This window comes from Mesorhizobium sp. M7A.F.Ca.US.010.02.1.1 (assembly GCF_004023085.1).
In the GTDB taxonomy this organism is placed as follows: Bacteria; Pseudomonadota; Alphaproteobacteria; order Rhizobiales; family Rhizobiaceae; genus Mesorhizobium.
In genome coordinates, this window is the sequence record NZ_RZRV01000013.1 from 139,504 (window position 1) to 150,589 (window position 11,086).

Below are 11,086 nucleotides of genomic sequence, written 5' to 3' on the forward strand. Positions count from 1 at the left end.
GTCGAACCCTGCCTTTCCCCAACAAGCTAGACCATCGCGTTCGTTCAGACGATGGTGTCGAAGAGCCGCAGGATGAACGATATCTGATAGATGAGCGCCGCCGTCACGAAGGCGATATGGAAGCGGCGGTCGCGCACCAGGATCGCAATGATGCAAAGCGCGACGAAGACCGGCGTGCGGAACAGGTACTCGCTGCCGAAGCGGGCGAAATGCTCCGGCCCCTTCAGCAGCGTGTCGACCACGTCGAGCATATAGGTCGCCGCCAGCAGGCCGAAGAACCACGCCCGGCGCGAATAGAAGAAATCCTCGTAGCTGGTGTAGTCCAGCATCGAATCGGGAAACAAAAGCGCGCACAGCAGGAACAGCGTGATCGCGTAGAAGATGATGAACAGATACTTGCCGAAGGTCCAGGTTTCGATGGCGTAGAGGCCGAACTCCCACCACCAGAAATGCACCAGCATCAGGAGCACCGAGACGACCCAGGCCAGATGCACGGGATAGAGCTTGTATTGGCCGGGATGCTGGACGATCCGCGCCACCCCCGACAGCAGGCGGGCGACGCCAAGCCCGATCACCATGCCCATGACGATGCGGATATGCGGGAAGATGTCGTGGGCGGAAGCGATTTCGGTGGCCATGCTCGATCACAATGCAACTGGTGGTCGGCCGCATATTGCTGCCTCCCACCAAGGACGGATAAGGCTCGCCCGGTCGAATCGCCGCTTCAAAACAGAAAATACCTCTGGGCCATCGGCAGCACCGTCGCCGGTTCGCAGGTGAGCAATTCACCGTCGGCGCGGACCTCGTAGGTTTCGGGGTCAACCTCGACATGAGGCGTGGCGTCGTTGAGCACCATCGAATGCTTGCCGATGCCGCCGCGGGTGTTTTCAACGGCGACGAACTGCTTGTCGACGCCAAGCCTGCCGTGCAGGCCTGATTCGAGCGCGGCTTTCGAAACAAAGGTCACCGACGAGTTGGTCCTTGCCTTGCCATAGGCGCCGAACATGGGCCGGTAGTGCATCGGCTGCGGCGTCGGGATCGAGGCGTTGGGGTCGCCCATCGGGGCGGCGGCGATCATGCCGCCGATCAGCACCATGTCCGGCTTGACGCCGAAGAAGGCCGGGTTCCACAGCACCAGGTCGGCGCGCTTGCCGACCGCGATCGAGCCGATATCCCTGGACAGCCCATGCGCGATGGCCGGGTTGATGGTGTATTTGGCGATGTAGCGACGGACGCGGAAATTGTCGTTGTTGCCGGTCTCCTGCGGCAGCGAGCCGCGCTGGCGCTTCATCTTGTCGGCGGTCTGCCAGGTGCGGATCGCGACTTCGCCGACGCGGCCCATGGCCTGACTGTCCGACGAGATGATCGAGAAGGCACCGATATCGTGCAAAATGTCTTCGGCCGCGATGGTTTCCTTGCGGATGCGGCTTTCGGCAAAGGCGATGTCTTCGGGGATCGACGGCGACAGATGATGGCAGACCATCAGCATGTCGAGATGCTCGGCCAGAGTGTTGACCGTGTAGGGCCGCGTCGGGTTGGTCGAGGACGGGATGACGTTGGGCAGGCCGCAGACCTTGATGATGTCGGGCGCGTGGCCGCCGCCGGCGCCTTCTGTGTGGAAGGCATGGATGGTGCGGCCTTTGATGGCAGCGACGGTGTTCTCGACAAAGCCGGACTCGTTCAGCGTGTCGGTGTGGATCATCACCTGCACGTCGTAGTCGTCGGCGACCGACAGGCAGCAGTCTATCGCCGCCGGCGTCGTGCCCCAGTCCTCGTGCAGCTTCAGCGAGCAAGCGCCGCCCAGCACCATTTCCTCGAGGGCTGCGGGCAGCGAGGCATTGCCCTTGCCCGACAGGCCGATGTTCATCGGGAAGGCATCGAAGGACTGGATCATGCGGGCCATGTGCCATGGCCCCGGCGTACAGGTGGTGGCCAGCGTGCCGTGCGCCGGACCGGTGCCGCCGCCGAGCATGGTGGTGATGCCTGACATCAGCGCCTCTTCGATCTGCTGCGGGCAGATGAAGTGGATATGCGCATCGAAGCCGCCTGCGGTCAGGATCTTGCCCTCGCCGGCGATGATCTCGGTGCCGGGACCAATGATGATGGTGACGCCATCCTGCGTGTCCGGATTGCCGGCCTTGCCGATGGCCGTGATGCGCCCGTCCCTGAGGCCGATGTCGGCCTTGAAGATGCCTGCGCTGGCATCGATCACCAGCGCGTTGGTGATCACGGTATCGACGGCGCCTTGCGCCCTGGAAACCTGGCTCTGGCCCATGCCGTCGCGGATCACCTTGCCGCCGCCGAATTTCACCTCTTCGCCATGGATGGTGAGATCCTTCTCGACCTCGATGAACAGTTCGGTGTCGGCAAGGCGCACTCTGTCGCCGACCGTCGGGCCATACATCTGCGCATAGGCGGCGCGGGTAATTCTGGCCATCAGCGATTGCTCCTGAAATGCGGTTTGCCGAAATGCGGTGGGATTGAAGCGCGGCTGCACTTTGCTGCCATCCTATGGTCACGCAATGACCCGCTGGGCGACACCTTCTGATCCCATTTGGCGGTTGAGGTTAGGGGGTCACCCCAGACCGACCGTTTGCCAATCGATGGAAAGGAAAATCCATGCGCAAAACAATAATTCTTGCCGCCGCTGCCAGCCTGATGCTGGCGGGCGCCGCCAGTGCCCAGCAGCAACCCGCGCCACAGCCCGCTCCGGCGCCGGCAACGCCTGCTCCAGCCACGCCCCAGGCTCAGCCTGCGGTGCCGACGATCCAGAGCGTCAACATCGTCGACATCACCGAGCTGCCGAAGGACACCCAGACGCAGGTCAACCAGGTGATCGCCCAGCGTGGCGATGACGGCCTGAAGAAACTGCGCAGCTCGATCGACGCCACGCCCAAGGTGAAGTCGGCGCTGGAAGCCAAGGGGCTCAGTTCGGCGCAAGTCGTCGCCGCCAGCATGGAACCCAATGGCGCACTGACCCTGATCACCAAGAAGGCGAGCTGACGAGACGGCACGGCGGGCCGGCATCCGGCCTGCCGGCCGCATCGGGAAAGGAACCTTCGCCGGGCGGGATTCGTTTTGTTCTTTTCGCGCTAACCCGCGCCCCGAAACGACTTCTCTCAGGAGCGAGCGATGGCGATCACTTCTTTCTCGACCAGAATGCAGGCAGTCGCCGCCACGGCGTTCTTGGCGGCGGCAGGGTCTGTTGCCGGATTGAAAGCGCAAGGGCTGGAAAGCACGGAGACCGTCAACCGCATCGTCGGCTCGCAGGTCAAGCAGGAAGAGGCCAAGGCCACCGCCGAAGCCCGCAGCGTCAACACGGCGATCGACCGCACGCGTGAAAACATCGGTACGGTGCGCAAGACGTCCAAGCTCGACAAGGTCGACATCGTGTTCCTCACCGACGCCGCGCGCAGCGAAGGCGGCCCGCCGCCGGAGATCGAAAGCAAGGTCAAGCAGCATCAAGACGACATCACGGAGCTGCGCAAGGAGATCGAGGCCAACGCGCTGCTGTTCAACGCCATCGAATCGCGGCGCGTGCAGGCGCAGGATGTCCTCGCCGTCGAATTCGACAATCCCGGAAAGATCGTCATCTACGCCGCGGCCAAGCCATCGAACTGAGCTGAGCGCGCCGGGAGATCTCACAGCTTGCCCATCACCTTCTGCTGAAATCCGTAGACCTCGCGCTTGCCGCCGAGCGGCACCAGCGTGACGTCGCGCTCCTGGCCCGGCTCGAAACGCATGGCCGTGCCCGCGGCAATGTCGAGACGCATGCCCCTGGCACGCTCGCGGTCGAATTTCAGCCCCTCATTGGTCTCGAAGAAATGGTAGTGGCTGCCGACCTGGATCGGCCGGTCGCCGCTGTTGGCGACTTTCAGGGTGACGGTCGGCAGGCCCCTGTTGAGCTCGATGTCGCCGTCCACCGTGATGATCTCACCGGGGATCATGGTCACCCTCACACGATGCCGAAGGCGAGGCCGATGCCGATCGCCGCGCAGGCGGCACCGGCAGTACGGGCCAAGCCGCGGAACCGGATGCCGAGACCGAGACCGGCGGCGATGCCGGTGGCATGCAGCAACAGCGTGGCGATGGCAAAGCCGGCCATGTATTCAAGCCCGCCGGCATTCTCCGGCACCTCGGTGCCATGCGCGTGGCCGTGGAACAGCGCGAACAGGCCGATGATGGCGACGCCGGCCGAGACCGGCAGATCGACCGCCAGCGCCACCAGCAGCCCGAGCGCCACGATTGAGGCCAGTATGCCGGGTTCGACGAAGGGCAGCGGCATATGCAAAATGCCCAGCGCGCCGCCGACCAGCATGACACCGACAAAGGCCGCCGGCCAGGCAAGAACCGCCTTGCCGCCCTTGATCGCTGCCCACAGTCCGACCGCGATCATCACCGTCATGTGATCGAGCCCGGAAAGCGGGTGCATGAAGCCGGCCGTGAAGGAGGAGGCCGTGCCGATGCCGACATGGGCATAGGCCGGCATGGCAGCGGCCAGCAGCAGGATCGCCGACAGGGAGAGGCGTTTGGCAGGGATCATTCTATTGCCTTTCGTTTTGCTCGGTCTGGTGTTTACGCCGCCTTGCGGGGGCCGCAGCCTTCGGCCTTGAGAACGCGTTTACTCGACGCCGGGTATTTCTTCAGCATCGCTGCCGGGCGGATCGGCCGCGCCGAAAACCCACCGCCGCAATTGGGGCAGATGCCGCCCAACACCTGTTCCACGCATCCGGCGCAAAAGGTGCACTCGAAGGTGCAGATCAGCGCATCCGTCGCCTCGGGCGGCAGGTCCTTGTCGCAGCATTCGCAGTTGGGACGCAGCTCCAGCATCCTGTCCTCCTCAACGGATCGGTTCGTGCACGGTCACCAGCTTGGTGCCGTCGGGAAAAGTCGCCTCGACCTGCACGTCATGGATCATCTCGGCGATGCCTTCCATGACTTGCGCGCGGCTGACGACATGAGCGCCGGCTTCCATCAGTTCGGCGACCGGACGGCCGTCGCGGGCGCCTTCGACGACGAAGTCGGTGATCAGCGCGATCGCTTCTGGATGGTTGAGCTTGACGCCGCGTTCGAGCCGCTTGCGCGCCACGATCGCCGCCATGGCGATCAGCAGCTTGTCCTTTTCCCTCGGCGTCAGGTTCATGCGTTTCCCTGGATTGGTAGAGACAGGCCTATAGTGACCATAATTTGGGCAACCCCGCCCTTCCGTTGAGCAATTCGACGAGTGGAACCAGCCGCTGGCGCAGCCGGTAGCCGTCCCCGGCGTAGAGCCTCGCAAGAAGCTTGCCAGATTTCTTCACGCACCAGGCGCTGGCGCTGCCTTGGTCGCCGACGATCTCCAGAACCTGGTCGAGCAGGGCCTCGGCGCGCGGCGACACCAGAAGCAGCGTCGCCACCGCGATCGCGCCGCCGGCAACGGCCGGGCGGTCGAGCCTGGCGGCGATATCGGGTCCGATGCGGAAATCCTCGGCATGAATGAGGGCGCCATCCTGGCGCACGCGCCAGCGGTCATGGAAGTTGCCCTGCGTGGCGCGCTCGCCCATAGCCAGGCGACCGAAGACGGCGGCTTCCAGCACCAGCGCCTCGGCGCCGACGGCAAGCTCGACGTCGAGCGTGCGGGCAAAGGCCGCCCGGTCGAAGACGATGGTTTCCTGCGGCAGCCAGGCGATGCGGCCGTTTTCCCCGACCGACAAATTGACCCGCACTTCGGCACGGTCGGATGCCGCCCGGTAGATCTTCTCGCAGGCCTGCGTGGTGATCGATGCCGAAGCGGCCGCGCCGACATCCACGTCCCAGGCGATACGGTCGCCGCCGGTCATCCCGCCGGCGGTGTTGATCAGCACCGCTTCGAGCGGATCGGCCGAGACGGCCGGCATTCTTATCTTGGCGGCGCCGTCCTGATAGAGGCGCCGCAGGCGCGTGCGGCCCTCACGGAGCGCGCAGGAAAGCCGCGCGACGCCCGCAACGCGCTGCGTCGAAATCCCGCCATGTTCGCCCATATCCATGCCTGCACGTTAAGCACTCCGGCGGCTTTGTCGATATGGAGTTCGATATAGCTTGTTGCTTGACAACGTTTCGGTTTCTATAGAGGGAACCACCTTGGTACGGTCATGCTGCGCTTGGCGGGGGTATTAAACGACGACGGCGGCTTGATACCAGGAGAAAAAGGGGCGCTGCTCAGTTGGCGTCGGGAAACGTCGAGATAGTGGGGAAGGAACCGAATGGCCGACCAGCTGGCAACGGATATCATCGCGAAGATCAAGGCTCATGCCGAGCCGGGCGGCGAAGAAATCACCACCACCACCGAATTGACCTCGCTTGGCATCCATTCGCTCGAGCTGACGGAGATTATCTTCGATCTTGAGGAAGAGTATGGCATCGAGATCGAGATGAACACGGTCGACGCCTGGAGCAATCTGAAGAATGTCGGCGACATGGTCGAAGCTGTGCGCGCGCTGATCGCGAAAAAAGCCTGAACTGAATGCGGCAGCGCGTTGTCATCACCGGCATGGGCGGCATTTGCGGGCTCGGCACCAGCGCGCCCGCGATCTGGAACGAGATGCGCGCCGGCCGCTCGGCCATCGGCCAGATCACAAGTCCCCAACTGCATGATTTGAAGGTCAAGGTCGGCTGCGAAATCAAGGCGCTTCCCGATCACGGCATCGACCGCAAGCAGACCGTGTCGATGGACCGCTTCAGCCTGCTGGCGACGATCGCAGCCAGGGAAGCCATGCAGCAGGCCGGCCTGACTTCGAATGAAGCCACCACCTATCGGATGGGCACCGTCGTCGGCGTCGGCGTCTGCGGCTGGGAGGCGATCGAAGAGAGCTATCGTGCCATCCTGGTCGAGGGCAAGAACCGCGCCGGTATCTTCACCGTGCCAAAGGTTATGCCAAGCGCGGCCTCCGGCCATGTCAGCATGAGTCTGGGCCTGCGCGGCCCGGTCTTCGGTGTCACCTCGGCCTGCTCCTCATCCAACCACGCCATCGCCTCGGCCGTCGACCAGATCAGGCTTGGCCGCGCCGACGTGATGGTCGCCGGCGGCACCGATGCGCCGCTGGTCTGGGGCATCCTGAAGGGCTGGGAAGCATTGCGCGTGCTGGCGCCCGACACCTGCCGGCCATTCTCGGCCGACCGCCAGGGACTGTCGCTCGGCGAGGGCGCCGGCATGGCGGTCCTGGAGACGTATGAGCATGCCATGGCGCGCGGCGCCACCATCCTTGCCGAGGTCGCCGGCGCCGGCCTCTCCGCCGACGCCTCCGACATTGTCGCTCCGACCGTCGAAGGGCCGACGGCGGCCATGCGCGCCTGCCTGGCCGATGCCGGCTTCAATCCCGAGGATGTCGACTACCTCAATGCCCATGGCACCGGCACCAAGGCCAACGACCAGATCGAGACGGCAGCGATCAAGCGCGTCTTCGGCGACCATGCCTACAAGCTTTCGGTGTCGTCGACCAAGTCGATGCACGCCCATTGCCTGGGCGCATCGGGTGCGCTGGAGATGATCGCCTGCGTGATGGCGATCCGCGAAGGCATCGTGCCGCCGACGGCCAATTTTCGTGAGGCCGATCCCGATTGCGACCTCGACGTCACGCCGAATGTGCCGCGCGAGCGCAAGGTGCGCGCCGCGATCAGCAACGGCTTCGCGTTCGGCGGCACCAATGCCGTGCTGGCCTTCAAGGCCGTCTGAACGCAAAGGCCGGGCGCGCGATCTGCCCCAAGCAGGCCGTTCCGTTGACTGTTCGCGCGCAACGAAACCCTTGCACGCCATTGATCGTGCCGTGCGCCGCGTCTAATCCTTGGCCGACCCGCCAAAACCGCGCCGCTCGGCGCGAATCCTCATTCAGGAGTTTCCATGGCCGACCTGTCCGCCTTTCCGATCGCAACGCGTTGGCCGGCCAAGCGTCCGGATCAGCTCCAGCTCTATTCGGCGACAACGCCGAACGGCGTGAAGATTTCGATCGCCCTGGAGGAACTCGGCCTGCCTTACGAGCCGCATTGGGTCAACATCGGCCAGAACGAAAGCTGGACACCGGAATTCCTGTCGCTCAACCCCAACGGCAAGATACCGGCGATCATCGATCCGAACGGTCCGGACGGCAAGCCGATCGGCCTGTTCGAATCCGGCGCCATCCTGCTCTACCTCGCTGAAAAGACCGGCCTGCTCATGCCCATCGATGCTGCGCGCCGCTACGAGACCATCCAGTGGGTGTTCTTCCAGATGGCCTCGGTCGGGCCGATGTTCGGCCAGGTCGGCTTCTTCCACAAATTCGCCGGTCGCGAGATCGCCGACAAACGCCCTCTGGAGCGCTATCGTGACGAGTCAAAGCGACTGCTCGGCGTGCTCGACGGCCGGCTGAAGGGGCGCAAGTGGATCATGGGCAATGACTACACCATCGCCGACATCTCGCTGCTCGGCTGGGTGCGCAACCTGATCGGCTTCTACGAAGCCCGCGAACTCGTCGGCTTTGACGATTTCGTCAATGTCTCGACATGGCTGGAGCGCGGCCTGGCGCGGCCGGCGGTGCAGAAAGGCCTGACCATCCCCGCCAAGGGATAGCCGAACCAGCCTCCGGAGCGCGGCTATTTCGCCTTCGCTTTGGCCTTCGAACCGCCTTTGCCCATGACGGAAGCAGCGAGCGACGCAGCACCTCGGGCGGCGACCATGACCGCGCCGGCAGCGACGTTGGCCGTCGCCTTGGCCGTGCGCATCGCGCTGCCGCTCACGGAGTCGCTGGAGCTTGCGGGCTTCTTCGGCTTTGCGGCTTTCGGCGCGGCTTTCGCTGCCGTCGGCACCACTTTCTTCGGCGCTGCCTTGCCGAAGGCCGGCTTGGCGTCCTTCGAACTAGCTGTCATCGCCGGGCCGGCGCCGGCCTTGGATTGGGTCGCCTTGCCCTTGGCGGGCGCGGGCTGTCTTGCCTTCATTGCCATTGGACCGAATCCCTCTTTTGGCACAATTGCCGTGTCGGGATAACGGCCTGAAAGTCTTAAGGTTCCCCTTGCGCAATCCGTCGAATCAAGCTGAAAGGCCGATCACCAGATCGGCAGCCCGGCGCCGCGCGAGCACGCGTTCGATGTTGGGCAGGTCGTTGGACGCGATCCAGGCGCGCGCATCTTCGTCGGAGCGGCCATGTCCGTGCCAGCGCTCCATCAGGCGGCGCTCGAGTTCGTTGCGCGGCACGTCGACGAAGATCGAGAAATCGAACAGCGGCGCCAGCCGCGACCACGGCTCTTCGTCGAGCAGCAGATAGTTGCCCTCGACCAGGATGAACTTGGTTTCCGTGGCGACGATCGAGGCGGCGGCGCGCGCCAGCTCCATGCTGCGGTCGAAGACCGGGATGGCGATGTCGGGTTCACCGGCACGGATACGCTTCAGCAGGGCCTCAAACCCGGCAAAGTCGAAGGTTTCCGGCGCGCCCTTGCGCGCGCGCAGGCCGCGCCGCTCGAGCACGGCGTCGTCATAGTGGAAGCCGTCCATCGGCACGACTTCCGAAGCACCTTCGGGCAGCAGTTCATGCAGCCTTGCCGACAGCGTCGACTTGCCGGAGCCTGGTGGCCCGGCAATGGCCACGATGAAGCGGTTTGCCTTGCCGGCACGCTTGAAGATGGTGGCGGCGAGATGGGCGATTTCGGACATGAGAGCCTCTCTGGCAGGAGCTTCAAATCCACCATGTTCCGCATGATGATTTCGGCCACATCTTGGCGGCAGTTCACGGAAATTTCAAACCCTGCGGCCGCGCAATCCCATCAAGCGGGCGCAGGCTGGCCAATGCGCAGGAAATCGCTGTCGAAGGGAACCTCCCGCGTCGCGCCACCCGTCACCAGTCGTATGCGGCCATCCGCCGTCGTGATCGCCTGTGGCGGCTCGCCGCCGGCCAGCGGAATGGCGCCGATGACATGGCGAAAGGACACGCTTTGGCCTTCGCCCAGTGCAAAGGCGGTCGCGACCCCTTCGCGCTTCAGCCAGTTGTCGCCGATCGAGGCGGCATGGCCGACGGCGGCGCGGCCATCCTCGATGCCGAGCACGCCAAGGTGGCGACCGCTCCACGGCGCGTAGTCGCGCCCGCCATTGCTGAACCACAGCATGGTGATCGGCAGTTCGGCCGGGTTCTTCAGCACCAGCACCAGATCGTCTTCGGCCTGTCGTGCAAGCGCGGTCCAGCCCGGCCCGCCATGATCCGCCTCGACCAGCGTGAGGAAATCCTCGCGACGGTCATCCATGCGGTATTCCGTCAGGTCGAGCGTACCGCCGCCGGCGGCGGGGAATTGGCTGAGATCGGCGGATCGTGCCGGATAGGCCAGCAGGAAGCGGCCGCGTGCGGGATCCGGCTCCAGCGGATCCTCCAGCGTCGCGGCAAACCGCTTCGGCGAAAAGGCCAGCCTGCCGCCGCCCGTCATCGCCGTCATCGGGTGATGCGCGACCGAGATCGCACCATGGCCACCGGAAAACGCATGCTCCTGGTAGAGGAAGGGATGGCCGTCGCGCAGCGTCAGGATCTTGTCGACCGTTGCGCCCATCACCTTGTGGCGCAAGCGGAAGACCGCGCGCCAGCCATCATCCGTTGCGGCACTTTCGGCGATGTCCCAGGCGCTGTTGGCCGGCCAGCCATGCAGCGGCGCCTCCTCGACATCGCTGCGCGAAAACGGCGCGCAGAGAAAATCGCCGGACAGCCGAACCGTACCTTCCGGCAAATTGTCCGGCAGCGTCTCATTCGCATCGACCCAGGGCGCGCGGTGCAGCGGCTTCAGCTGCCGCCCACCACCCTCGACGACCATGTCGGCGATGTGGCCGACCGTGAGGTCGAGCAAAACCGAAATGCCTCGGGCCTTGATGGTCTGGATGGTCATCGCGCTCTCACCGATTCTGCAGGCGCAAACTGGCCTGTTCGGCGGCACTTGCGCAAGCACCGCGACAGGCATTTTGCATCAGTTCTCACCCTCCCACATCGCATATGGATTCTTTCGAAGAGGACCCCCACCCTAACCCTCCCCACAAGGGGGAGGGAACGCTGTCGCGTGCCTTAATTGTTCTTTCTTTGGCGCCGAAAAGACAGGCGACTAGCCTGGGTCGGCGCCAACGGAAGTC

15 protein-coding genes are annotated in these 11,086 nt (G+C 64.4%); 5 read left to right on the forward strand and 10 right to left on the reverse strand.

Translation table 11 applies throughout. The annotated features are described in order from the left end of the window. Positions 1 to 44: 44 nt before the first annotated feature. Both EOA19_RS16635 and ureC read right to left on the reverse strand, forming a co-directional pair. Positions 45 to 638 (reverse strand): hypothetical protein, encoded by a 594-nt coding sequence (locus EOA19_RS16635; protein ID WP_023810694.1) that lies wholly within the window; start codon positions 636 to 638, stop codon positions 45 to 47. 86 nt (positions 639 to 724) lie between these two features. Then, the gene (ureC, locus tag EOA19_RS16640) at positions 725 to 2,440 is read right to left on the reverse strand and encodes an urease subunit alpha (protein ID WP_164892946.1); all 1,716 of its coding nucleotides are present in this window, start codon (positions 2,438 to 2,440) and stop codon (positions 725 to 727) included. Positions 2,441 to 2,619: 179 nt separating this feature from the next. On the opposite strand from ureC, the gene EOA19_RS16645 reads away from it, so the two are divergent. Both EOA19_RS16645 and EOA19_RS16650 read left to right on the forward strand, forming a co-directional pair. Next, positions 2,620 to 3,003 carry a hypothetical protein gene (locus tag EOA19_RS16645; protein ID WP_127289442.1) on the forward strand — a complete coding sequence of 128 codons (384 nt, stop codon included), beginning with the start codon at positions 2,620 to 2,622 and terminating at the stop codon, positions 3,001 to 3,003. A 129-nt stretch (positions 3,004 to 3,132) separates the two neighbouring features. Continuing rightward, positions 3,133 to 3,621, forward strand: a complete 489-nt coding sequence (locus EOA19_RS16650) for a hypothetical protein (RefSeq protein WP_023810691.1) — start codon at positions 3,133 to 3,135, stop codon at positions 3,619 to 3,621. A gap of 20 nt (positions 3,622 to 3,641) precedes the next feature. Here EOA19_RS16650 and EOA19_RS16655 read toward each other — a convergent pair whose 3' ends face one another. The 5 genes from EOA19_RS16655 to EOA19_RS16675 are packed head-to-tail and all read right to left on the reverse strand — an operon-like array spanning position 3,642 to position 5,999. Beyond that, positions 3,642 to 3,947, reverse strand: a complete 306-nt coding sequence (locus EOA19_RS16655) for an urease subunit beta (RefSeq protein ID WP_128304228.1) — start codon at positions 3,945 to 3,947, stop codon at positions 3,642 to 3,644. An 8-nt stretch (positions 3,948 to 3,955) separates the two neighbouring features. After that, positions 3,956 to 4,543: a HupE/UreJ family protein gene (locus EOA19_RS16660; protein WP_128304229.1), complete on the reverse strand. Its 588-nt coding sequence runs from the start codon at positions 4,541 to 4,543 to the stop codon at positions 3,956 to 3,958. Positions 4,544 to 4,575: 32 nt separating this feature from the next. Then, positions 4,576 to 4,830 carry a DUF1272 domain-containing protein gene (locus tag EOA19_RS16665; RefSeq protein ID WP_027161066.1) on the reverse strand — a complete coding sequence of 85 codons (255 nt, stop codon included), beginning with the start codon at positions 4,828 to 4,830 and terminating at the stop codon, positions 4,576 to 4,578. A gap of 10 nt (positions 4,831 to 4,840) precedes the next feature. Beyond that, positions 4,841 to 5,143 (reverse strand): urease subunit gamma, encoded by a 303-nt coding sequence (locus tag EOA19_RS16670; protein WP_015314510.1) that lies wholly within the window; start codon positions 5,141 to 5,143, stop codon positions 4,841 to 4,843. A 28-nt stretch (positions 5,144 to 5,171) separates the two neighbouring features. Next, complete coding sequence (locus EOA19_RS16675) at positions 5,172 to 5,999, reverse strand: urease accessory protein UreD (RefSeq protein WP_128304238.1); 828 nt, start codon at positions 5,997 to 5,999, stop codon at positions 5,172 to 5,174. Positions 6,000 to 6,221: 222 nt separating this feature from the next. On the opposite strand from EOA19_RS16675, the gene EOA19_RS16680 reads away from it, so the two are divergent. The 3 genes from EOA19_RS16680 to EOA19_RS16690 all read left to right on the forward strand — a co-directional run bounded on the left by EOA19_RS16680 (position 6,222) and on the right by EOA19_RS16690 (position 8,560). After that, positions 6,222 to 6,476: an acyl carrier protein gene (locus EOA19_RS16680; RefSeq protein ID WP_013528393.1), complete on the forward strand. Its 255-nt coding sequence runs from the start codon at positions 6,222 to 6,224 to the stop codon at positions 6,474 to 6,476. 5 nt (positions 6,477 to 6,481) lie between these two features. Continuing rightward, a complete protein-coding gene (locus tag EOA19_RS16685) occupies positions 6,482 to 7,690 on the forward strand; it encodes a beta-ketoacyl-[acyl-carrier-protein] synthase family protein (RefSeq protein WP_128304230.1) in 1,209 nt (402 codons plus the stop codon). A 165-nt stretch (positions 7,691 to 7,855) separates the two neighbouring features. Continuing rightward, positions 7,856 to 8,560, forward strand: coding sequence for a glutathione S-transferase N-terminal domain-containing protein (locus tag EOA19_RS16690; protein ID WP_128304231.1), 705 nt, complete (start codon positions 7,856 to 7,858; stop codon positions 8,558 to 8,560). A gap of 23 nt (positions 8,561 to 8,583) precedes the next feature. On the opposite strand, the gene EOA19_RS16695 is transcribed toward EOA19_RS16690, so the two are convergent. The 3 genes from EOA19_RS16695 to EOA19_RS16705 form a co-directional block, all read right to left on the reverse strand. Continuing rightward, on the reverse strand, positions 8,584 to 8,931 hold the full coding sequence (locus EOA19_RS16695; protein WP_128304232.1) for a hypothetical protein: 348 nt from the start codon (positions 8,929 to 8,931) through the stop codon (positions 8,584 to 8,586). Positions 8,932 to 9,016: 85 nt separating this feature from the next. Continuing rightward, positions 9,017 to 9,637 (reverse strand): nucleoside triphosphate hydrolase, encoded by a 621-nt coding sequence (locus EOA19_RS16700; RefSeq protein ID WP_128304233.1) that lies wholly within the window; start codon positions 9,635 to 9,637, stop codon positions 9,017 to 9,019. A 110-nt stretch (positions 9,638 to 9,747) separates the two neighbouring features. Continuing rightward, positions 9,748 to 10,848 carry a hypothetical protein gene (locus tag EOA19_RS16705; protein ID WP_128304234.1) on the reverse strand — a complete coding sequence of 367 codons (1,101 nt, stop codon included), beginning with the start codon at positions 10,846 to 10,848 and terminating at the stop codon, positions 9,748 to 9,750. Positions 10,849 to 11,086: the final 238 nt, after the last annotated feature.

Excerpts from the sequence above, each read along its gene's own strand:
- EOA19_RS16680 (WP_013528393.1), top strand. The coding sequence starts at position 6,222 with ATGGCCGACCAGCTGGCAACGGATATCATCGCGAAGATCAAGGCTCAT.
- EOA19_RS16645 (WP_127289442.1), top strand. The coding sequence starts at position 2,620 with ATGCGCAAAACAATAATTCTTGCCGCCGCTGCCAGCCTGATGCTGGCG.
- EOA19_RS16700 (WP_128304233.1), bottom strand. The coding sequence starts at position 9,637 with ATGTCCGAAATCGCCCATCTCGCCGCCACCATCTTCAAGCGTGCCGGC.
- EOA19_RS16705 (WP_128304234.1), bottom strand. The coding sequence starts at position 10,848 with ATGACCATCCAGACCATCAAGGCCCGAGGCATTTCGGTTTTGCTCGAC.
- EOA19_RS16670 (WP_015314510.1), bottom strand. The coding sequence starts at position 5,143 with ATGAACCTGACGCCGAGGGAAAAGGACAAGCTGCTGATCGCCATGGCG.
- EOA19_RS16665 (WP_027161066.1), bottom strand. The coding sequence starts at position 4,830 with ATGCTGGAGCTGCGTCCCAACTGCGAATGCTGCGACAAGGACCTGCCG.
- EOA19_RS16650 (WP_023810691.1), top strand. The coding sequence starts at position 3,133 with ATGGCGATCACTTCTTTCTCGACCAGAATGCAGGCAGTCGCCGCCACG.
- EOA19_RS16635 (WP_023810694.1), bottom strand. The coding sequence starts at position 638 with ATGGCCACCGAAATCGCTTCCGCCCACGACATCTTCCCGCATATCCGC.
- EOA19_RS16695 (WP_128304232.1), bottom strand. The coding sequence starts at position 8,931 with ATGGCAATGAAGGCAAGACAGCCCGCGCCCGCCAAGGGCAAGGCGACC.
- EOA19_RS16660 (WP_128304229.1), bottom strand. The coding sequence starts at position 4,543 with ATGATCCCTGCCAAACGCCTCTCCCTGTCGGCGATCCTGCTGCTGGCC.
- EOA19_RS16685 (WP_128304230.1), top strand. The coding sequence starts at position 6,482 with ATGCGGCAGCGCGTTGTCATCACCGGCATGGGCGGCATTTGCGGGCTC.
- EOA19_RS16690 (WP_128304231.1), top strand. The coding sequence starts at position 7,856 with ATGGCCGACCTGTCCGCCTTTCCGATCGCAACGCGTTGGCCGGCCAAG.
- EOA19_RS16675 (WP_128304238.1), bottom strand. The coding sequence starts at position 5,999 with ATGGGCGAACATGGCGGGATTTCGACGCAGCGCGTTGCGGGCGTCGCG.
- EOA19_RS16655 (WP_128304228.1), bottom strand. The coding sequence starts at position 3,947 with ATGATCCCCGGTGAGATCATCACGGTGGACGGCGACATCGAGCTCAAC.